This window comes from Actinoplanes lutulentus (assembly GCF_003259845.1).
Classification (GTDB): Bacteria; Actinomycetota; Actinomycetes; order Mycobacteriales; family Micromonosporaceae; genus Actinoplanes; species Actinoplanes lutulentus.
The window spans coordinates 1-20,981 of record NZ_QLMJ01000030.1 but is presented as its reverse complement, the minus strand read 5'-3'; the positions used below and the strand labels follow the sequence as shown (position 1 = coordinate 20,981).

The 20,981-nt window shown below is 66.4% G+C and carries 17 protein-coding genes and 1 tRNA gene; 9 read left to right on the top strand and 9 right to left on the bottom strand.

Annotated elements, in window-relative coordinates; all coding sequences use genetic code 11:
• Nucleotides 1-48 precede the first annotated feature (48 nt).
• Entirely contained in the window at nucleotides 49-1,452 is a 1,404-nt protein-coding gene (locus B0I29_RS42930; RefSeq protein ID WP_111654938.1) for a DUF4331 domain-containing protein, read from the bottom strand.
• Nucleotides 1,453-1,613: 161 nt separating this feature from the next.
• Between B0I29_RS42930 and B0I29_RS42925 the strand changes: the two genes are divergently transcribed.
• From B0I29_RS42925 to B0I29_RS42915, 3 genes are read left to right on the top strand one after another with little or no spacing between them, the layout of a single operon-like run.
• Nucleotides 1,614-2,918, top strand: a complete 1,305-nt coding sequence (locus tag B0I29_RS42925) for a tetratricopeptide repeat protein (RefSeq protein ID WP_111654937.1) — start codon at nucleotides 1,614-1,616, stop codon at nucleotides 2,916-2,918.
• Nucleotides 2,915-4,438, top strand: a complete 1,524-nt coding sequence (locus B0I29_RS42920) for a HoxN/HupN/NixA family nickel/cobalt transporter (protein WP_111654936.1) — start codon at nucleotides 2,915-2,917, stop codon at nucleotides 4,436-4,438. Before B0I29_RS42925 ends, B0I29_RS42920 begins: the two co-directional genes overlap by 4 nt.
• Before the next feature lie 51 nt (nucleotides 4,439-4,489).
• Entirely contained in the window at nucleotides 4,490-6,028 is a 1,539-nt protein-coding gene (locus B0I29_RS42915) for a cation:proton antiporter (RefSeq protein WP_111654935.1), read from the top strand.
• On the opposite strand, the gene B0I29_RS42910 is transcribed toward B0I29_RS42915, so the two are convergent.
• From B0I29_RS42910 to B0I29_RS42900, 3 genes are read right to left on the bottom strand one after another with little or no spacing between them, the layout of a single operon-like run.
• Nucleotides 6,019-7,179 (bottom strand): alcohol dehydrogenase catalytic domain-containing protein, encoded by a 1,161-nt coding sequence (locus B0I29_RS42910; RefSeq protein ID WP_111654934.1) that lies wholly within the window; start codon nucleotides 7,177-7,179, stop codon nucleotides 6,019-6,021. The two genes, B0I29_RS42915 and B0I29_RS42910, sit on opposite strands and share 10 nt — an antisense overlap.
• A 12-nt stretch (nucleotides 7,180-7,191) precedes the next feature.
• On the bottom strand, nucleotides 7,192-7,821 hold the full coding sequence (locus B0I29_RS42905; protein WP_111654933.1) for a TetR/AcrR family transcriptional regulator: 630 nt from the start codon (nucleotides 7,819-7,821) through the stop codon (nucleotides 7,192-7,194).
• An 18-nt stretch (nucleotides 7,822-7,839) separates the two neighbouring features.
• On the bottom strand, nucleotides 7,840-9,126 hold the full coding sequence (locus B0I29_RS42900) for a glycoside-pentoside-hexuronide (GPH):cation symporter (RefSeq protein WP_111654932.1): 1,287 nt from the start codon (nucleotides 9,124-9,126) through the stop codon (nucleotides 7,840-7,842).
• 51 nt (nucleotides 9,127-9,177) lie between these two features.
• Here B0I29_RS42900 and B0I29_RS42895 point away from each other — a divergent pair, with 51 nt between their 5' ends.
• The gene (locus tag B0I29_RS42895) at nucleotides 9,178-10,407 is read left to right on the top strand and encodes an aminotransferase class I/II-fold pyridoxal phosphate-dependent enzyme (protein ID WP_111654931.1); all 1,230 of its coding nucleotides are present in this window, start codon (nucleotides 9,178-9,180) and stop codon (nucleotides 10,405-10,407) included.
• A 49-nt stretch (nucleotides 10,408-10,456) separates the two neighbouring features.
• Nucleotides 10,457-11,005, top strand: a complete 549-nt coding sequence (locus tag B0I29_RS42890) for a peptidoglycan-binding domain-containing protein (protein WP_111654930.1) — start codon at nucleotides 10,457-10,459, stop codon at nucleotides 11,003-11,005.
• A 76-nt stretch (nucleotides 11,006-11,081) separates the two neighbouring features.
• On the opposite strand, the gene B0I29_RS42885 is transcribed toward B0I29_RS42890, so the two are convergent.
• Nucleotides 11,082-11,438, bottom strand: a complete 357-nt coding sequence (locus tag B0I29_RS42885) for a VOC family protein (protein WP_111654929.1) — start codon at nucleotides 11,436-11,438, stop codon at nucleotides 11,082-11,084.
• Between the two features lie 86 nt (nucleotides 11,439-11,524).
• Here B0I29_RS42885 and B0I29_RS42880 point away from each other — a divergent pair, with 86 nt between their 5' ends.
• Nucleotides 11,525-12,502 carry a helix-turn-helix transcriptional regulator gene (locus B0I29_RS42880; protein ID WP_111654928.1) on the top strand — a complete coding sequence of 326 codons (978 nt, stop codon included), beginning with the start codon at nucleotides 11,525-11,527 and terminating at the stop codon, nucleotides 12,500-12,502.
• A gap of 36 nt (nucleotides 12,503-12,538) precedes the next feature.
• A tRNA-Leu gene (locus B0I29_RS42875) sits at nucleotides 12,539-12,626 on the top strand.
• Here B0I29_RS42875 and B0I29_RS42870 read toward each other — a convergent pair.
• The 4 genes from B0I29_RS42870 to B0I29_RS42860 form a co-directional block, all read right to left on the bottom strand.
• Nucleotides 12,605-14,308, bottom strand: coding sequence for a recombinase family protein (locus B0I29_RS42870; RefSeq protein WP_220091585.1), 1,704 nt, complete (start codon nucleotides 14,306-14,308; stop codon nucleotides 12,605-12,607). The two genes, B0I29_RS42875 and B0I29_RS42870, sit on opposite strands and share 22 nt — an antisense overlap.
• 978 nt (nucleotides 14,309-15,286) lie before the next feature.
• Nucleotides 15,287-16,093: a hypothetical protein gene (locus tag B0I29_RS42865; RefSeq protein WP_146617091.1), complete on the bottom strand. Its 807-nt coding sequence runs from the start codon at nucleotides 16,091-16,093 to the stop codon at nucleotides 15,287-15,289.
• 172 nt (nucleotides 16,094-16,265) lie between these two features.
• On the bottom strand, nucleotides 16,266-16,994 hold the full coding sequence (locus B0I29_RS45495; RefSeq protein ID WP_146617090.1) for a hypothetical protein: 729 nt from the start codon (nucleotides 16,992-16,994) through the stop codon (nucleotides 16,266-16,268).
• Nucleotides 16,995-17,428: 434 nt separating this feature from the next.
• The gene (locus tag B0I29_RS42860; RefSeq protein ID WP_111655005.1) at nucleotides 17,429-17,920 is read right to left on the bottom strand and encodes a DUF4265 domain-containing protein; all 492 of its coding nucleotides are present in this window, start codon (nucleotides 17,918-17,920) and stop codon (nucleotides 17,429-17,431) included.
• 172 nt (nucleotides 17,921-18,092) lie between these two features.
• Between B0I29_RS42860 and istA the strand changes: the two genes are divergently transcribed.
• Both istA and istB read left to right on the top strand, forming a co-directional pair.
• On the top strand, nucleotides 18,093-19,718 hold the full coding sequence (istA, locus tag B0I29_RS42855; protein ID WP_111654925.1) for an IS21 family transposase: 1,626 nt from the start codon (nucleotides 18,093-18,095) through the stop codon (nucleotides 19,716-19,718).
• Complete coding sequence (gene istB, locus B0I29_RS42850; protein WP_111654924.1) at nucleotides 19,715-20,509, top strand: IS21-like element helper ATPase IstB; 795 nt, start codon at nucleotides 19,715-19,717, stop codon at nucleotides 20,507-20,509. Before istA ends, istB begins: the two co-directional genes overlap by 4 nt.
• Nucleotides 20,510-20,981 lie beyond the last annotated feature (472 nt).

Genomic DNA, 20,981 nt, shown 5'->3' with positions numbered 1-20,981 from the left:
CGCGGAGGCGGACCGCACAGGTGTGCGGTCCGCCTCCGATGGTCGTGATCAGGACTGGTTGACGCTCTCCATGTTGGGGAGCGCGACATACGGGAACGTCGACCGGAACGCGTGATCGTTGGCGTCGACACCGTCGCCGAGTGTCGCCACGGCGTCCGGCGGGTCCGGCAGCAGGATTCCCTCGGCCGCCTGGACGGTGATGTCCAGGACGTCGTCGGTGAGCCGGCGGCCGTTCGGGAAACCGGCGAGGTCACCGCCGACCACGCCGAGCCGCTTGGGTTCGGCGGCCGGAGCGACCTTCATGTTGAGGCGCAGCTGCTCGGACGGCTTGAATTTCGCCGCCTTGACGTCCCGGTTGAGACGCTGGGAGTTCAGATCGGCCTTGACCGGGCCGCAGGCCTTGCAGACACCGGTGAGGAAGACCTCGACCAGGTCGTCGCGGGGTGTGGTCGGCGCCGGGATCTTGTAGATCGCCTGCATCAGCGTGGGCAACTCCGGCCGGAGGACGTGCGGCAGGAACTTGGCGTCGTCGGCCGGCTTGGCCGCGTTGAACTGGTTCTTGGCGCTCAGCGGGATGACCGCCTCGTTGACCAGTGGATTACCGAGCCGCGACACCTGCTGCAGGGAACTCGCACCACCGCTGCGCATGCTGGCACCGGCGCGTGACGTCGTGCTCCAGATACCGACGACCGGGTTGGCCGCGGAGTTGTTGTTGAGAGCGAGGTCCTGCTTGGGCACCTGCAGCGCGATGGTGTTCACGTTGTAGCCCTTGAGGGAGTCCTGGCCCACCTCGGAGAGATCCCCGCCGTACAGCAGGTCGAAGACGCGCAGGTCAGCGAAGAACGGGTCGTCGGCCTGGCCGGCGAACGACTTCGCGGTGCCCTTCGCGAACGGCGTCACGGCCTCGTCCGCGAGATGCGCGTAATTCGGCATCGAGGCCTTGCCGGTGAAGGACGGCGCTACGACCGCGTCCTTCAGCAGGGTCGTGGTGCTGTGGCTGGTGATCCGCTGGAGCGTGTACCTCTGCCGGACGTTCAGGTCCGGGTCGACGCTTGAGGTGACCGGTCCGGTGTTGTAGAGGAAGGTCTTGAGGTTCTGCCGGGAAGTCCGGAACGTCCATCGGTAGACGATGTCCGCAACGGCGTCACCGTTGTTGTCGATGTTGATGTCGTGTGCGGTTTCGGTCGCGAACGGGTAGAAGTTCGGGCCGCCGTTGGGCTCCTCGAACGGCTGCCAGTTCGCGATCACCGTCACCGCTTTGGGTGCGTCCGGGCTGACGAAGGCGTAGAGATCGGTGTTGTCCAGCTTGGGAGTATCCGAGATCAACGGAGCTTCGCGGTGGGACGAGGCGGTGCCCTGCATCGGGGCGAGTGAGGCCACCCCTGCCGCGGCGAGGCCGGCCGCGGCGACGGCGAGTAGCCGTCGGCCCGCGGGGCCTTCAACGAGATTCATGATTCTCCTGAAATGAGCGGCTCAACTTCGTCCGCGTTGAAGGCGGCCGGTTCGCGGTCGCATCGAGAATGATTTAAGGACTATCAGCTATTAGTCGTGAGGGTGGCTTATATGGTGTTTTAGTTGGCTTGCCGAGTCGACATCGACGGCAAGGACAGACGATGCGGCAACGATGGACCCGACCTGCGGTGATCACGGCTGCCGCTGTGGTGGCACTGCTCGGAGCCGGCGCGGTGCTCGGGCCGGTCACGCGTGAGGACAACGTGGTCGCGGCCGCGGTGTCTCCGGCGCACGCCCTGGATGCATTTGTGCAACGGACCACCCGTCATCTCGCCAGCACCCCGGGCGACTGGCACGCCTGGGCTCAGCTGGGTATGGCACACGTCCAGATCGCCCGGATCACCGCTGACCCCTCGCACTACGCGTTCGCCGAGACGGCCCTGAACCGGTCGCTGACCGTGTCCCCGGACGGCAACGCCGCCGCGCTGACCGGGCTGGGCGCGCTGGCCGCGGCTCGGCACGACTTCACCGGCGCTCTGCGGTACGCCCGCCGGGCCGTCACCGCCGACGCATGGTCCGCCGACGCCTACGGTGTCGTCACCGACGCGTCGGTCGAGCTCGGCCGCTATCGGGATGCGACCGACGCCGTGCAACGGATGCTCGACCTGCGCCCCGACACCGGATCGTTCGGCCGAGCCTCGTACCTGTTCGAGCTCAACGGTGACCACCGCCGGGCGCGGGAACTGATGCAGCGGGCGCTCGATATGGCGGCCGATCCCACCGAGGCCGCGTTCGCCCTGCAGAACCTCGGCGATCTCGCCTTCGGAGCGGGTGACCTGGCGGCCGCTGGAACCCACTACGCGGAGGGCCTGCTGCGCCGGCCCGGGCAACCATCACTGCTGGCGGGCCGGGCCCGCGTCGAAGCGGCACAGGGAGACCTGCGGGCGGCCATCGGTGACCTGCGTACGGCAACCACCACGCTGCCCACCGTCGAACACCTCGTGCTGCTGTCCGACATGTCGACCGCCGCCGGCGACAAGGCCGGAGCCGCTCGCGCCGACGACCTCGTCCGGGTCAGCGACAAGCTCGCCACGTCGACGACCGCGGCGACCGACATCGACCTGGTGCTGTTCTACGCCGACAGGGGACCCGCCGGTGAGGCGGTGAAACGAGGGCGGGCTCTGCTGGCCGCCCGGCCGTCGGTGTCCGTCGAGATGGCGTACGCCTGGGCGCTGCACCAGGCCGGGCAGGACCGTGCCGCCCTCGGCCACGCCAACCGGGGGCTGCGGCTGCACACTCGTCACGCCTCGGCGTACTACTACCGCGGCATGATCCGCGACGCTCTCGGCGACGATGCCGGGGCCAGGACCGATCTCGCCCGCGCGCTCAGGATCAATCCGCACTTCTCCGTCCGGTACGCGCCCAGCGCGCGGGCCGCCCTGACCCGGCTGGAAGGCGCACGGTGACTCGTCTCCGCTGGGGATCCGCGCTGCTGCTCGTCACGCTGGGCGTCCTGTCCGCCCCCGCGGCGGCCGCGGCCCATCCGCTCGGCAACTTCACCACCAATCAATACGCGGGGCTGCGCGTCGCCGCGGACGGCGTCGACATCGACTACGTGCTCGACCTCGCGGAGCTGCCCGCCTACCAGGCACAGCACGACATCGACACCGACCGTGACGGCACCCCCGGCCAGGCCGAACGCGACCGGTACGCCGCGGCCACCTGCACCGCCGCCGGCGTGGCCACCACCGTCACCGTCGACGGCAGCAGCCGGGCCGTGACCGCTAGCCCGGTCGCGTTGACGTTTCCGGCCGGTGCGGGTGGGCTCAGCACGCTCCGGCTGCAATGCCTGCTGCATGCCGATGCCCGACCGGCCGACGGCTCGCACGTCGACGTACAGGCGAACTATCTGCCCGAGCGGATCGGCTGGCGCGAGGTGACCGCGGTCGGTGACCGATACACCCTCACCCGGTCCAGCGTGCCGGCTGCGAGCGTCACCGCCCGCCTCACCGATTACCCGCAAGGGGCAGCACCGTCAGACGTACGCTCGGCGGCCCTCACCGTGCGACCCGGCGGCCCGCCCGCCGCGGAGTTCCCCGGGGAAGAGCCGGCCGCTGCCGGCCAGAGCCGCGGCGCCGACCGGTTGACCCAGTGGTTCACCGGCATCGCCGGTCACCGGGAGCTGACCTGGGGCATCGGCATCCTCGCCGTCCTCATCGCGTTCGTCCTGGGTGGAGCGCACGCGGTGGCCCCCGGCCACGGCAAGACCATCATGGCGGCATATCTGCTCGGCGCCCACGGCCGGTTGTCGCAGGCCCTCTCCGTGGCAGTCACCGTCGCGGTCACCCACACCGCGGGGGTGCTTGCCCTGGGCCTGGTCCTGTCCACGTCTCTCCAGCTCGCACCCGAGGAGCTGTACGCCTGGCTCCGCGTCGCCAGCGCCGTCCTCGTCGTCGCGGTCGGCGCCCACCTGTTGCGGCACGCGCTGACCAGGATGCGAGCTCACTCCACGCCGGACAAGCCCGGTGTGCTGGCGCACGCGGCCTCGCACGGTCACTCGCATGAGCATCACCATCACCCACACACGCACGCGCATCCGCACCCGCACCCCCATCCGCATCCGCATCCGCATCCGCATCCGGCACCAGAGCCGTTCCGGGTCAGGAACCTGCTCGCCATGGGTTTCGCCGGCGGCCTCTCCCCCAGCCCGTCGGCGGTGGTGGTCCTCCTCGGAGCGGCAGCCCTCGGCCGAGCCTGGTACGGCGTACTCCTCGTCCTCACGTACGGCATCGGCCTCGCCGCGGTGCTCACCGGCGTCGGCCTGGCCCTCGCCCGCTGGGGCGAGCGGCTTCGCTCCGTCCATGAAGGCAGACTCGCCAATCTGTTCGCACACCGGATGCCGGCCCTGTCCGCCGCGGCGATCCTCGCCGTCGGCATCGGCATGACCACCTTCTCGGTCGCTGCTCTGCTGACCAGCACGACGTGACACACCGTGTTACGGATCAGAGGTGTGCCATCCAGCCACTAACCTGATCACGTGAACGGCGTACAACTCCTGCTCATCGTCGGCGTCGGGATCGCTGTCACCGCGGTCGCGCGGCGGCACCGGATCGAGCCGGGCTGGGTGATCGTGGCGCTCGCGGCCGCGGCGTCGTTCATCCCGGGCGTGCCGCGGCTCGAGCTTGAGAGCGAGCTCATCCTCGCCCTGGTGATCCCGCCGCTGCTCTACTCGGCGACCCGCAACGCGCAGGTCAGCACGTTCGGCGCAAACCTCAAGGCGATCATCTATCTCGGCGTGGTCACCGTCGTGCTGACCGCCGGCGTGCTCGGCTGGCTCTCCTCGTTACTGCTGCCGTCGATCGGGATCGGTGCCGCGTTCGTGCTCGGCACCGTGCTCGCGCCGCCGGACACCATCACCACGGTCTCGCACGGCGACGAGATGGGCCTGCCGAAACGGGCCACGTCGATCCTCACCGGCGAGAGTCTGGTCAACGACGCGACGGCGCTGACGCTGTTCGTCATCGCGGTAGCCACCGTCAACGGTGAGCACGCCACCTGGGGCGGTGGCATCGCGGCGTTCTTCCGCAACGCGCTGATCGGGCTCGCGATCGGCGGCGTGCTCTCCACGATCACTCTGATGATCCGCAAACGGCTCGGCAATCCAACTCTGGAGACCGTGCTGGTCCTGCTGTTGCCGTTCATCGCGTTCCTGATCGCCGAGGAGTTGCACGCCTCCGGCATCCTGGCCGTCGTGGCGGCCGCGTTCTCGGTCAGCATCAACGTCACGCTCGACCCGAACTTCGCGTACCCGGGCGCCTATCGGACCCGGCTCCAGGAGGAACAGGTCTGGAAGACGCTCGACTTCCTGCTCGAGACCTTCGTCTTCGCGTACATCGGTCTGCAGTTGAAGTGGGTCGTCGAGGAACTCGCGGCGAGCGAGGAACCGGGTCTGGTCCGGACGCTGGTCGCGGCCGGCGTGCTGCTCGTCGTCGCGATCGTCTTCCGCATGGTGGCCGTTTTCGGTCTCTTCGGCAGGTGGACGCTGCGTCATCGCCGCTACGAGCGGCGGATGGCCACCGACGTCTATTTCCGGCAGACCATGGAGGCCCGCAACGCCCGGCGGCGCGGGGGCGAGCGGCTGCCGCCGCCGACCATGAAGGAGAACGTCCTCGTCGGCTGGACCGGCATGCGCGGCATCCTGACCCTGGCCGCCGCGGCCGGCATCCCCGAACACACCGCGTCCGGCGCGCCGTTCCCCGGCCGCGACGCGATCCAGGCGATCGCGCTGATCCTCACTCTCGGCACACTGCTCATCCAGGGTACGACGGTCGGCTGGCTGGCTCGGCGCCTGAAGTTCGACGTCTCGGCGGAGCGGGCCGCCGCCGAGCAGATGCGCGCGCGGGGGCATGAGCTGATCGCGGCGGCGGTGTCACCCGGTGATGCGTCCGCCGACGCCTTGTTCGACGCGCAGCGGCTGGCGATCGCAACCGCGGTGCGGGATCGGCAGATCACCGAAGAGGTGGCCCGGGAGCTGGTCGAGGAACTCGATCTGCGGCAGGCGGCCCGTCACGCCTGAGCCCCGCGCCGGTGAAGGGAGGGGTCGATCAAGATCTTGGCCGCCTTGGCCGCCCCCAACTCCTCGAACGCCGCCTCCACCTCGCTCAACCCCACCACTCTGGTGATCAGCCGGCGCGCGTCCACAGTGCCCCGCGCGATCATCCGCAGCGTCTCGTCGAAGTCCGCCGGGTCGTAGCAGAACGAGAACCGCAGCTGCAGCTCCTTGTTGCTGGCCATCGTGGGCCGGAACGTGTCCGGGCTCATGCACACCCCCACCACCACGATCGTCGACAGGAACGGCGCGTTCGACACGATGCTCTCGATCACCCCGGGCAGCCCGACGCACTCGAAGACCACCGGGCCGCGCGGACCGGCACCCAGCCGCGTCGCCCCACGCATCACCCTGCGCCACGGCACTCCCGGCACGCTCCGTAACGCGTGCAGCGCCTCCAGCCCCGCTCCGTAATACGCGCTGGCGCTGGTGATCATCCCAGCGTGGCCGAGGTCCCACGGTGAGCCCACGGCAGGGTCGACAACCACATCCGCGCCGCACAGAACCGCCAGCTCACGCCGGGCTGCCGAGAAATCGCTGGCCACGACATGGCGTACCCCAGCGGCTTTCAGCATCAAGATCACCGCAAGCCCGATCGGACCGCAACCGATCACCACCGCCGGATCACCGCGCCGCACCTCACCCATCCGGACCGCGTGATGCGCCACCGCAAGCGGTTCGGTCAACGCCGCAAGATCAGGATCAAGCCCCTTGGGTACGCGTAACAGCGCATCCTCATCAGCCAGCAGGTACTCCGCATAACCGCCCGGGGCGTGCTCGGACAGTCCGACCATGTGCACCTGACCGTCGACGCGGAGCAGCGGCAACGCCACCACGTGCGTGCCCGTCCCCCACCGCGCCCGGCACCCCGGACCGTAGGACACGATCTCGCCGACGAACTCGTGACCGAGAACGACGGACTGCTCCTGCCGCATGAAGTGGTCGTAACCCACCTCGGCCGCGATGTCCGCACTGCTGTCCGCATCGAGGCGAATGTGCAGGTCGGAGCCGCAGATCCCGGCCCGGAGCACCTTCAGCAGCACCTGCCCGCGCCCCGGCTCCGGCACCGGCCGCTCGACGACGCTGAGTGCGGTCTCGTGCACGATCACAGCCCTCATGACCGCACTCTGCTATGCCGACTCCAGACCCGCAAGATAGATCCGGGTGAGTTCGACGAGCATCAGGCGCGGGTCGATCTCCTGTTCCTTCGCGAGCTGGTCGCCGCGGCCGTAAACCCGTTGCGCCAGGCCGAGGTACGCGTTCGTCAGCGTGGACGCGGTCAGCTCCGGCGGCACCGCGAGGGTGAGAGTGCCGTCGTCCTGCCCGAGGCGCAGCACCGCGACGATCGGGGCGAGCACCTCCCGGATCACGTCGCGGTATTGACCGCCCAGCTCAGTGTCGTCGCCGCTGATCGACTGTGCGTCGAAGACCCGGGTGAAACGCAGCTCATCGGCGGCGTCGTCGACGAGCTGCCCGATGTCGGCGAACGCGGTCCGCAACTGCTGCGCGCCGGTGCCCGTCCAAGCGCCGGCCCGCTGCTGGAGCAGTGCGGACCAGCGCTGCAGCACGTCGATCTCGACAGCCAGCGCGACCTGGTCGCGGGTGGCGAAGTATCGGTAGACGGTCCGCCGGGTCACCGCGCACCGGTCCGCGATCTCGTCGATCGTGACGTGCTCGACGCCGCGTTCCAGGAACAGCTCCCGGGCCGCGGCGATCAGGGCGGCCCTGCGTCGTTCGCGGACTCTCCGGTTCTCGCTCATGCCTCGCTCATGTTTCGCTCATGCCAGCTCGCGCACCAGCTCGGCGTGCCGGCGCTCGTCGAGGTGGTACCAGACGAGCGGCAGCGCCGCCAGGACGCCGATCAGACCGGGAACGATCGTCATGGTGGCGTGCAGGCCGTTGAGCGTACCCAAGTCTTGGGTTTGACCCGCGCGATAGCCGAACGCGGCAAGCAGGGCGAGAGGCAGGGACGCACCGATCGCCGAGGCGACCTTGGTCTTGAAGATGTTGGTGGAGAAGACCAGGCCTTCGGTACGCCGACCGGTCTTCCACTGACCGAATTCGACAGTGTCGGCGAGCATCGACAGCAGGGTGATGTTGGTGATGCCGTAACCGAGCCCGGTGATCGCGATCCAGACCAGCATCGGGGTGAGCGAGTCGTATCCGGTGATCCAGCCGCCAACGGACGTGACAGTGGTGACCGCGATCCCGCCGAGAGCCGCGCGGCGTTTGCCCCACATCGCGGCAGCCCACGGGCTGAGCAGCGACCCGGCGATCGTGGTGATCGCGAAGACGCCGACGAAGAGTGGCACCAGGTTCTCCGCGCCGAAGTTGTAGCGCAGGTAGTACGCCGGGATGATGCTGCGGATCGTGAACGCGACCTCGGTCAGCAGCATCGCGACGAGCAGCAGTTGCAGCGGGCCGTTCTGCCGGAACAGGCGCAGCATCTCGACCGGCCCGTAATGCGGCGACGGAACGTAGTCCGCACGCTCGCGCACCTTACCGAACGTGACCCAGGTGAGCGCGACGGCGATCACGGCGTACAGAATCGCGACGTTGCGCCAGGACATCAGGCCGACGAGTGGCAGGGTCACCAGGTTCACCCCGATGAACCCGACGCTGGCCAGGGTCCGGGGAACCATCACGAGCGAGGTGCGCTCACGGGCGTCGAGGGTGAGCGCCGCCGACATCGACCAGTACGGGACGTCCATCGCGGTGAACGACAGCCCCCAGAACAGGTAGGTGACGTAGGCGAGCACCAGCGCTGCCGGCCCCGGCGGGACCGAGAAGATCAGGATGGTGAGCAGCCCGAGCACCGGCGGGGCGACCAGCAGGTACGGCCGGAACCGCCCCCACCGCGACGACGTGCGGTCGACGAGCATCCCCATGATCGGGTCGAACAGCGCGTCCACCACGCGGACCACCAGGAACAACACCGACGCCGCGGCGGCCGTGATCCCGAGCTCGTCGGTGTAGAAGAGCGCGAGATAGGTCGCCACGAACCCGTAGACGATGTTGTTGCCGAGGCTTCCCCAGCCGTACGCGAGCTTGGTTCGCCAAGTCATGCCGGCGAAAATAACACAGGTGTGACATTTTTCGAATGCCCATAATCGTGGATGGTCATCGATCCCTTCGCCAAGGCCGGGCTCCACGACGCCGAGGCTGTTCTCCAAGCTCACGGCGTCGACGCGTACTTCCGCGCCGTCGAAGGCTGGACCAGCGACGGATACGCAATCCTGGACGGCCGCAAGGTCCTGATGGCCGGCTCCAACGACTACCTCGGCCTCTCCCGCCACCCCCGGGTGATCGCCGCCGCCGTCGAAGCGCTCGGCCGATACGGCACCTCGGTCAGCGGCTCGCGCCCCCTCAACGGCACGATCGACCTGCACGAACGCCTCGAAGCCCGGATCGCCGCCTTCCTCGGCCAGGAATCCGCCGCCGTCGCCACCACCGGCTTCCAGGCCAACCTGGCCCTGGCCGCCGCGATGGGCCCCGGCGACGTCGCGTTCAGCGACGCCCGCAACCACGCGTCCCTGATCGACGGCCTGCGCCTCGGCGCCGGAACCGTCCGCTCCTACCGCCACACCGACCTGGCCCACCTACGCCGCCGCCTGGAAGCCGCCACCGAACCGGGCGGCCGCCTGATCGTCACCGACGGCGTCTTCTCGATGGAGGGCGACGTGGCCCCACTGCGCGGCCTCCGCGATCTGGCCGACGAATTCGGCGCCAAACTGATCGTCGACAGCGCCCACGACCTGGGCGTTCTCGGACATCGAGGCGCGGGCTTGCACGAGGCGACCGGACTTTCCTCGCGCGCCGATCTGATCACGGCGACGTTCTCGAAGGCGCTCGGCTCCACCGGCGGCGTGATCGCCGGCCCGGCCGCGAATGTCCGCCGGCTGCGCTACAACGCCCGCTCCCTGGTGTTTTCCGCAGGCCTGCCGCCCGCTTCCGCGGCCGCCGCACTCGCCGCCCTGGAGGTGCTGATCGAGGAACCGCAGCGCCGGGAACGCCTCCACACACTGTCCCGCCTCCTGCACAACGGCCTGCGCGCGATCGGCCTGGACACCCGGCCGTCCGTCACCCCGATCGTGCCGCTGTCATTTCCGGACATGGCGAGCGCAGGCACGTTCTGGGCCGCCCTCTGCGAGGCCGGCGTGCTGGTCAACCTGGTCGGCCCACCCGCCACCTCCCGCGCGATGCTGCGCATCACGCTCACCGCCACCCACGACGAAAGCCACGCCGAGCGAGTGGTCAAGGCAGTCACCGAGGTCGCGCACCGCTTGGGTACGCCCAGAGCACCGCACCCGCTACCCCCGGTCATCCACGCGACTCACTTATTTTGACGAGCATCAATTCATCTATCGGCGGCTCAATACACTTGATCATCGACAGATGTCAAAGGTTGAAGAGTCGGCCCATGCGCCGGTACCGTGCCATTGTCCGTTGCAACATTTTCTTTATCGTGGCGCATATTTTGGCGCCTGCACGGGGGTAAGAATGAGGAAATTCAAGTTTCTCGCGAGCAGTGCCGTTCTGGCGGCTGCCATCAGCGGCATCGCCGTGCTTCCGGGCACCTCGGCCGCGGCGGCCACGCCGAGCTGCACCAAGCGGGAGCTGTTCAGCACGAACGGATCCGGATTCGCCTACGTTCCGATGAACAGCGGCCTGACCACCACCAGGTGTTCACTCAGCCAGGGTGCGAACAACAAGGCGGTGACGGCGCTGCAGGAGATGATCAACGACTGCTACGTCGCCAAGGGCAAGATCAGCGGGTCGGCCCTGTCCGAGGACGGCTCGTTCGGCACCAATACCTTCAACGCACTGAAGAAGGTGCAAACGAAGATCGGGGCCGGCTCCGACGGCAAATACGGACCTGAGACCGCCAGCAAGATTGAGGCCAAGGCCGACAGCGGGTCTTGCGACACTTTCCCGGCCAGCTGACACCTGAACATCGGTGGAAACGGGATGCGTTCTTTCGAGACGCATCCCGTTTTCCGATCGTACCGGATCTGCTTTTTTAGATGGAAGCTGAAATGCAGAAAGGGTGACCGGCGGGGTCGAGAAGGACCCGCCACCGGTCGGGCTGGGGCTGGAATTCGGGTTTGGTCGCGCCGAGCGCGATGATGGCGGTTTCGCCGGCGTCGAGTTCGTCGACGCTGAGTTCGAGGTGGGCCTGTTTCGGCACGTCAGGGCTGGGCCACGTGGGCGGCACGTATTTGTCCACCTTGACGAAGCCTAAGTTGGCGCCGCCGAGGAAGACGAATTCTTCACTCGTGTACGAGATTTCGGCGTCCAGCAGTTTGCTGTAGAAATCGGCGAGCGCCTGCGGCTCGCCGGAGTCGAGCGAGACGCCGGCATATCGGGCCAGTGGCATTGTTTCCCCTTATTCGTTTCGGTCATGGCCAGTCTGCGCCCAGATGACTGACATCTTCTGTCAGTCATGTGTGGCAGTCTTCGGACATGCGTGCCAGCCGGTTGTTGTCGGTCCTTCTGCTGCTCCAGGATCGGGGGCGGCTCACCGCGCAGCAGCTGGCAACCGAGCTGGGCGTCTCGGTGCGGACCGTCTACCGCGACATCGAGGCGCTCGGCGAGGCCGGCGTGCCGGTCTACGCCGAGCTCGGCGCCGGCGGCGGCTATCAGCTTGTTGATGGTTATCGGACACGCCTGACCGGGCTGACACCGGAGGAAGCCGGGTCGATCTTCCTGGCCGGCGTGCCGTCCGCAGCCGCCGAGCTGGGCCTGGGCGCGGTGCTCACGACAGCGGAACTGAAGCTGCGGGCAGCACTGCCGGCCCGCCTGAACCGCAGCGTCGACGAGATCAAGGACCGCTTCCACCTGGACCCGGCCGGCTGGTTCCGGGAGACCGAGACCCACCCGCACCTGTCCGCTCTTGCCCGTGCCGTCTGGGAGCGGAGGCGGGCGAGAATGGTCTACCGCCGGTGGCGGGAGCCCCGCGAGGTCTCGCGGGAGATCGAGCCGCTGGGGATCGTGCTCAAAGCCGGGGTCTGGTACTTCGTCGCGAGGGTCTCGTCATCAATCCGCACATATCGGGTGGTGACGATTCTGTCCCTGGAGGTGCTGGAGGAGACGTTCGAACGCCCGCCGGACTTCGACCTGGCGTTGACATGGGCCGAGTGGGCGACCGATTTCGAACAGCGCCTGCACCGGGACACGGCGGTCGTCAGACTGGCGCCGGCCGCGCTGGACCGGATCCCGTACCTGATGAGCCGAGCGATGAACCGGGGCGTTTTCGCGGGCCTGGGCCCACCGGACCCGGACGGCTGGACGACCGTGACGCTCCCGATCGAATCGGTGAAGCACGCACACCCGGAACTGCTCAAGCTGGGCGGCGACGTGGAAGTGCTGTCCCCACCGGCACTGCGCGAGCTGATGGCGGCCAGCGCACGGGCGATGACGGCGCTGTACGACCCTGAGTGAAGGGTCCCGAAACGCCTTGCTAAATTATCAGCGCAAGTCCGAGTGGCGGAATGGCAGACGCGCTAGCTTGAGGTGCTAGTGTCCTTTATCGGACGTGGGGGTTCAAGTCCCCCCTCGGACACCAACTACTTGCCTACGGTCTGCGCCAAGATTTACATCGGCGCGGACCGTTGTTGTTTCTGGGTCGTAGTTCAGCCGTAGGTTGAGTTGCTGGTAGACCTCGGCCTTGTCGTCGGGATGGGCTCGCCGCAGGACGGCGGCGATGTCACCAAGCGCGTTGACTATCTGGCTTATCTCCTCGTGAGTGAGTCTCCGCGGAGTTTGCGGGACCTCGGCTAGTAGCCGTTGATGCATGGCACGCTCGGCCTGGACCTCGGTAATCCAGTCGGTGACGACTACGGGGTCTGCCCCGGCTTCGAGTGCCGCGCGATATCGGTCGAGCTTGGCGTCGCAGTCGCGCAGTGCCTGCCGGATCGGTTCGGGTTCGGGGCCGGTGACTTCCTCCGGCTGGGACTCGGCCATGGCGTTGATCGTGTTGTTGATGTTCGTCGGTGAGAACGCTGAGGCGAGCCAGGTGTCGATCGGCTCCACCAGCGTGTCCTCGCGGATGTAGACGTTGCCGGGATGGTCGACCTTGTTGATCTTCGCGTACTGCTTCGCGTAGCGGCATCGGTAGTACTTCACTCCGTGGGCGTAGTGCCCCTGCATGCGCCGGTCGCAGAGGGAGCAGATGACGCAGCTCGGGAACACGTATGAGTGCCGGGTGGGGTGAGGTCGCTGGTGGGGTGTGCCGGTGCGGGAGTGGACTTGCATGAGGTCCTGCACGCCCTCGAAGGTGTCCAGTGAGACCAGGCCTTCATGGCTCGGCGTCTTGGACATGACCCACTTCTCTTTCGGGTTCCAGCGCACGATGCTGGTGTTACCGAGCGCGACGTCGTCGACGTCGAGCAGGATGTCGTCCGAGCGCTGCTTGTTCCAGACCTGAAAACCGGTGTATCTCGGGTTTGTCAGGATGACGCGCACCGCGCTCTTGGCCCAGGCGAGACCGCTACGGTGCGGGTTACGTGCTGGATCGGCGGCGGACGGGCACGGGACCCCGTCAGCGTTGAGCATTTCGGCGATGGCATGGATCCCGTATTCGGCAAGGTAGAGGGCGAAGATTCGTTCGACGACCGCTGAGGTAGCCGGATTTCGCACCAAGCCCCGGAGCTGTTGGCCTTTGGCGGCCTTGCTGGGGTTGGGGTGCGGGCCCAGGTCGATGAGGTCGTATCCGTAGGGCGGCCGGCCGCCGAGGAACCGGCCTTCGAGTTCGGTCTGGGCGGCCATCGCGGTGCGAACGCGGACCCGGATGCGGTTGCGTTCGCCCTTGCTCATCCCGCCGTAGACCGACATGACCAGTTCGTGAGCCTCGTTGTCCGGGTCGACCGCTCCACCGAGCTCGGGCACCCAGAGCTGGACGCCGAAGTGGCTGAAGACGGGCATGGTGAGGCCAAACTGGTTGCCGTAGAAGGCTCGGTGCGGTTCTCCGATTACCACCGCGTTGAAGCCGCGGAGAGGGTTGCGCAGTTCCGCGAGCAGGAGCCGTGCCTGATCTCGACGCTGCCAGGGCAGAGACCGGCTTTCTCCGATGTCGAAGAATTCGTGGGTTATTTCGCCGCCGCTTGGCTCGATGAGGGCGGAGGCGCGGGTCATTTGCCATCCACGCGACGACTCCGGATCCTGGTTGTCTTCAGTGGAGACCCGGCCATAGAAAGCGAATGATGCCTTCCGGGCAATGGGAGCAGCCTTCGGCGGGTCGAGCGCCAATCGCCCATCACTTATTGTCATACTTCCTCCGCGTCGTTTGTCCTGTTAAGATCGCTGCTAGCTTTTGCCAAAAGACGCAGGAGCGCGCCTGCCGCACGGGGGTTTAATTCGGGCGAACCTATCGGGCAAATTACCTCAAATGCCGCGACTGTCCATTCATCGGAACCGTCAACGCAATTGTAATTCAGACTAGGTGTATTCCCAATTCGCGTTTCGCCATCCTTCAAATGCAAAGTCCCAATCCTCTTGAATTTCCTGCGAGGCGAATACCCTGTTTGAAATCATGGGTTTTCTCTCCTTGGCTCGGTCTTCGAAAATAGGGGTTGGATAATAAGCAAACCCGGCCGGATCAGGCAGAAATACGGAAAGCTAAACCGCATTCGAGCAGAGGCGGCGAGGTGTGATTTAGACCCGTGCCCACGTTCGTCCGATCCCGATGATGCGGGGCCTGCATCCAATACCACCTCGGCTATTTTCATCATGAGGCCGCTATGCAGCCGTCTGACCACCGCGAGTGACGCCAGCGGCCCATATTACGAGGTGTCGCCGCCGGGCTGTGGTCGCGCTCTCGAGCCGGGCTCCGTTCGCCGTCCTCGGCCTGACCGCCCTCGGTGGAACACGACTGCCAGGACCGGCCCGCGGATTCGGCAGACGGTGGCCGGGCGGCCGAGCCTTCCTAGGGGTTGAGGGATCGCCCAGAGGAGACCACCATGCCGAAACGTCAGAAGTTCCTGCAGCTCGCGGTCCTCGTGATGCTGGCTGCAGCGCTTACCGTCACCACCGCGGTGTAAATCTCGCCACCCGGCAGCAGCCCTTCACGCGCCACTGTAGCGGCGCCATGTGCGGCGACTGAGTCAGCTCGACGAGCGCACTGCGCTACCTCGACACTCTGCGGCCGCCGCTCGCCTGAAGGCCGCGCCCCGGGCCACGGAGCACCGTCACCTTTCGCGCGAGCGGCATGGCGTCGCCAGTCCCGACTTAGGAGGAGGGGTTCATTCGGGCGTCGTAGAGGGCGAAGGCACAGGTGATGACCGCTGCCGTCTCGGTGGTGACGGTCGTGAGGATGGCCGTCGATGCCGTGGCCTGGTAGGAGATGCCGTCCGACCTCAGAACGATCTCGCCGCGCTCCTGCAGACCGTACGACGCCCATTCGTCGCCATGAGCGGCACCGCTGCAGAATTTCCACAGTTTCTCAAAGTGAGCGCCCTGACCCTCCGCGATCGCCTCGCCGGCAGCCCGGACGATCTCGTGGTACTGGGGCATACTCAGGGATTGGCCGGTAAGGCCCGCCTGGTCGGCGATCTCTTGTAGCCGGGCGAGCCGCGTTGCCTTCGGCGCGGGATGTGAACGCCCGCTAAGCTCCGCGAACTTGTCCGATTGCTTGATGTTGCCGGTCTGCATACACAGGCGTCGACGCACCCGCTCGGTGCTCTCATCCGGGGCCATCAGCCATAGCGCCCGGGAGGCGTTCTCCAGCGCGCCGCGCAGGATCGAGTACGACGAGTTGAGGAACAGGTTCACCTGGTGCGGCGCGCAGGTCGCGCAATCGGTGATCGAGCTACGCAGTCCAGCCAGGTGTTCCACAGCGATGGTCAGCGCGAACCTGACCGCGTAGGACATTCGGTAAGGACCGGTGTGCTTGTCGTCCTCCGCCAGTGCACTGCCCGGTGGTGACACCACCGGCGGAGGAGCCGACGTCCGCTGTGTCCACAGGGGCACCCGGGAAAGCTCTTCTACCAACTTGTGCAGCTGCTGCTGTTCGTCACCGTGGGTCTTGAATGTCACGACTCAAGACCCTACGGATCAAGCGTTTGGCCGACCACCGCGGCCTGACTCATCCAGCGACGCCGATCGGCTTCCGGCGTTGTGGGTTGCCGGAGGGTAGCGCAAGGTCCAAACATCGAGGGCGCCCAGGTTGGCAGGAGCTCGGCCTGGGAGTGGGTGAGGCGGCGGCGGGCTACTTGAGGCGATGAAGCAGCGGTTCAAACGCGGCGGCGAGCTCATGCGAGGGGATTCGCTCCATGCTCGGCGATCCGACAGCCATAAATCGGTCAATATCCCGGAAGTACAAGACCGACCCAAGGGCGGTACGGGTTCCTGTCAAACGACAGATCTTTACACCGGTCTCCAAAGGCTCATACTTGGAGAAATCTGCGACATAGGACCTACCCGACAGAATCACGGTAGCACGGCGCACTTTGGGGCTCGGTGATGCGATATCGGTCGCGAAGGGAATCGAACTCGGCACAGCTGCCGAAGCGGCGATACTAGAAACCTGCGGCATGTGCGGTTTACCGGTGCCAAGGGAGTCTCCACCTTGCGGTGCATTGGAGGGCTCTGGCCTTGACTCCTCTACGAGCAAGGCCAGCCACGCCACCACGCACGCAATGATGATGCAGAGCACAGCGCCGCCCGCATCTACGAGTAGCCCCTGCTCGAAGGTACGAAGTAATTTACCCAGAATAAACAAGTAGAGGGCATTGATTAACGTCCCAGACCACCGGCCAAGAGAATTCCATACCGCTGCCAATCCCATAATGGTCGCAGCGATCGATACCAAAACAGGAAGGGCGACAAGCGCGAACGTGCCGACGTCGTTAATGAGCCAAAGGGCACTCTTTGCAGGCCCAGGAACGAAAATACTAAGTAGCCCGAAGGCTGCCACCGCACCAACCACACCCCGCACGATGTTCTCCTAATTCCGCACTTCCGGGCCGGGTTTACATCGTTGTTTCCAGGCCTGTTCCTATCGACGCCGCGGGTCCGGAGGTAAGAACTTCGTACGGGTTGGAAGGCGGCTAATGGTTCGTTGGGCTCAGACGCTGGTCAGAGGTAGCGGGCGCTCACACTCGGCCCACGCATCGGGATCGAGGCGGACGACGGGGGCGGCGTCAGGGCCGAGGTTAGCGCTCGAGTGAGCGCATCGAGGCGTGCCGCGGCCGGGCGAGAAACAGTGCGTCGTTAGTGCCGTTCTCGGCGTTGGTTCTGCGGGTGAGATTCGGCGCCGTTTGTAGGCGAGTCTCGGCGCCAGGTTATTTGCGAGCGAATCCGTGTCGGTGAGTTTCAGCGCCGGTGTTGCACCGGGTGACTTTCCGTCGGCTGTCGTGATGGTGTTCTGGCTTAGACGGCGTTGGCCCAGTCGTCGCCGATGTTGCTCTCTTCGTAGTCCCACCAGCCACGCTCGACGCCGTCGCGGAGCAAGCGTTTGACAGCGGACAAATCGGTGGTCGGCGGGATGTTGAGCGCGACGATGCTGAACTGCTCGATCCCTTCGCCGGTTACGCCGACGGTGGCGAACTCGTCGAGCACCCTTTGGCGATCGCCTTGAAGCGGGCCGTCAGAGAACGGGACTACCCGCACAGTGCACCGCTGGGACCACTCGACCACCTCGACAGCGGTCAGCGTGCCGTCGTCTTCGCGTACCACCCTGATGTGGTCACCGCAGGAAACCCCGCGAGCGAAGAAGGGGGTGTTGTCGAGTTCGACAATGTCGGTAGATACCGGCCTTGCCCACATGGATTCGGTGCCGACGGGTGGCCAGCCGTCTTCCACACGTATGTGAAAGAAGACTTTGACAAGGCCGCCGCTGTCGTCGGCGTCGCTCCGCTTCATGATCAACAGTGTGGCATCTCCAGGCCGCGGCTGCGAGGCGCTGAGCTGGGTTTTGTTACCGAGAAACAGAGCCACTGGCAGCGTTTCCTCGATCGGGTGGATTCGATGTCGGCCAGTTTCAGCGCCACCGGCTGCGGTGGGAGCATCGGCTGGTCGGGACGGAGGTCCGCCGATGCCGCGGATATCGAAGGTCGAGCTGTTCGCGGCGATCCGCAGGGACTCGCGGGCGGGCATGTCCGGACGGGCAATCGCGACCAAATACCGGGTCAGCCGGCACACAGTCAGCGATGCTCTGACGTCTGCCTGGCCTCGCGAACGCAAACCGTTGCCGCCTCGGCCCTCAGTTCTGGATCCGTTCAAGGACCTCATCGACGACATCCTCCGGGCAGACCTCGACGCGCCGCGCAAGCAACGGCACACCGCAAAACGAATCTTCGATCGGCTGATCGACGAACATGGCATGCAGGCCGTGTCCTACCAGGTGGTCCGCGGCTACGTCGCCGAACGCAAGCCGAAGATCCGGGCCGAGGCCGGCCGCGGCCCGGTCAATGTGTTCCTCCCGCAGACACACCGGCCGGGCGAAGAAGCCGAGGTCGACTTCGGTGAAGTTGTGATCAATCTGCGGGGTGAGCCGGTGACCTGCATGTTGTTCTCGCTGCGACTGTCGTTCTCCGGCAAGGCGGTGCACCGGATCTTCGCCTCGGGCGGCACCGAAGCGTTCTTGGAAGGCCACGTCCACGCGTTCACCACGCTGGGCGGCGTTCCGACCGGCAAGATCCGGTATGACAACCTGAAGGCTGCGGTCGCCCAGGTGCTTGGCTTCTCCCGCCAGCGTGTGGAAACAGCCAGGTGGACCGCCTTTCGATCCCACTACGGCATTGAAGCGTTCTACTGTCAGCCAGGCATCCAGGGCGCCCATGAGAAGGGCGGCGTCGAAGGGCAGATCGGTTGGTTCCGTCGCAATCACCTCGTCCCGGTCCCGCAAGTGGCGTCGCTCGAGCAGCTCAACGCCTTGGTCGATAAATGGGACGCTGCTGACGACAGCCGGCGCATCGGCACCCGCCCACACACCATCGGCGAACACTTCGCCGTCGAACAGCCTCAGCTGGCACCGTTACCCGACGAGGCTTTCGAGACCGGAACCTGGCTGACCCCGCGCGTCGACAGGTTCAGCCAGGTCACCGTCCGCACCAACCGCTACTCCGTGCCGGTTCGCCTGGTCGGCCGACAGGTCCGGGTCCAGCTGCACGCCTCTGACCTTGTCGTCTACGACGGCCGCAACCCGGTGGCCCGACATGAACGGCTGATGGCCAAGTCCCGATCCCGGCTCGATCTCGACCACTATCTGGAAGCCCTGCTCCGCAAACCCGGCGCGCTGCCTGGCGCAACCGCGTTGGAACAAGCACGGGCAGCAGGCAAGTTCACGCCGGTGCACGACGCCTGGTGGGAAGCCGTCCGCCGCGTCCACGGCGACGCCGCCGGCACCCGGGCACTGATCGAAGTTCTGCTGCTGCACCGACACATGCCCCACGACCACGTCGTCGCCGGCCTGGCCACCGCAGTCCGCGCTGGCGCTCTCACCGCCGACGCGGTCGCGTTGGAGGCCCGCAAGTTCGCCGAGACCGACGACCACCGGGCTCCGGATGGCCCGACGATGCGGCACCCGGCCGGGAACGTGGTGTCGCTGACCGAACGGCGGCTGGCGCAACTCCCGCCCGACCGGCGGCCACTGCCCACGGTCACCGCCTACGACCAACTCCTGCGCCATCGCCGCACCATCGAAGGGACCGGGTCATGACACGACACCGAGGACTCACCGAACAGGCCGCTGACGCCGCCGTCGACTCCGCCTGTCGACTGCTGCGGCTGCCCACCATCCGTTCCCAGTTCACCGAACTGGCCGAGGCTGCCGCCCACGACCAGATGACCTACCGCGGCTTCCTCGCCGAACTGCTGATGGCCGAGTGCGACGACCGGGCCCGGCGCCGCTCGGAACGCCGGATCAAAGCCGCCGCGTTCCCGCGGGACAAGAGCCTGCGCACCTTCGACTTCGACGCCAACCCAAACGTCGACCCCGCCGTCGTTCACACCCTCGCCAGCTGCGACTGGGCTAAGAAGGGCCTGCCACTCTGCCTGATCGGCGACTCCGGCACCGGCAAGTCCCACCTGCTTATCGCCCTGGGCACCGAAGCCGCGATGGCCGGCTACCGCGTCCGCTACGTCCTCGCGACCAAGCTCGTTAACGAACTCGTCGAAGCCGCCGACGACAAGATGCTTGCCAAGACCATCGCCCGCTACGGCCGTGTTGACCTCTTATGCATCGACGAGCTGGGCTACATGGAACTCGACAAACGCGGCGCCGAGCTGCTGTTTCAGGTGTTGACCGAGCGCGAGGAGAAGGCGTCCGTCGCGATCGCATCCAACGAATCCTTCTCTGGTTGGACCAAGACTTTCACCGACCCGCGGCTCTGCGCCGCGATCGTTGACCGGATCACCTTCGGCGGCAACATCATCGAGACCGGCACCGACTCCTACCGGCTCGCGCAGACCCGAGCCCGCGCCGAAGAGGCGACTCGCACCCCATCCTGAAACGGCCGGCTTATGGACACTGACGCACGCGATGACGACCTGCTGCCGCTACTTCTCGGGATCTGCGAAGAGTTCTTCGCCGACGCCAACCCAGCAGTCCACCGTGAGGTCGACGCACTCCTGCAAGCCAGGAGCATCACCGGCGGACCCGGCTGGCTGATCGACATGCTCGCACTCACCCGCCAACGCCTAGAAACCCGACCGAGCCCGCCAGGCTCAAGCCTTCGGCAAACGCCTGAATCGCACGGGGGTGGCGCTCGAACTCACCGACATTGATCATGCTAATCGGCCCGACCCGGCTCTGAAACTCGCCTACAAACGGCTCCGGTTCTCGGTTCTGTCCCTCCTTGCGTGATTGATCTTGCTTAGGCGCTCAGAAGGACCCGTTTTCGGAGCAGATCAAAGTTGGCTCTGCCGTACATCTGTCGTTTCAGGGTTTTGATGCGGTTGACGTTGCCTTCGACCGGGCCGG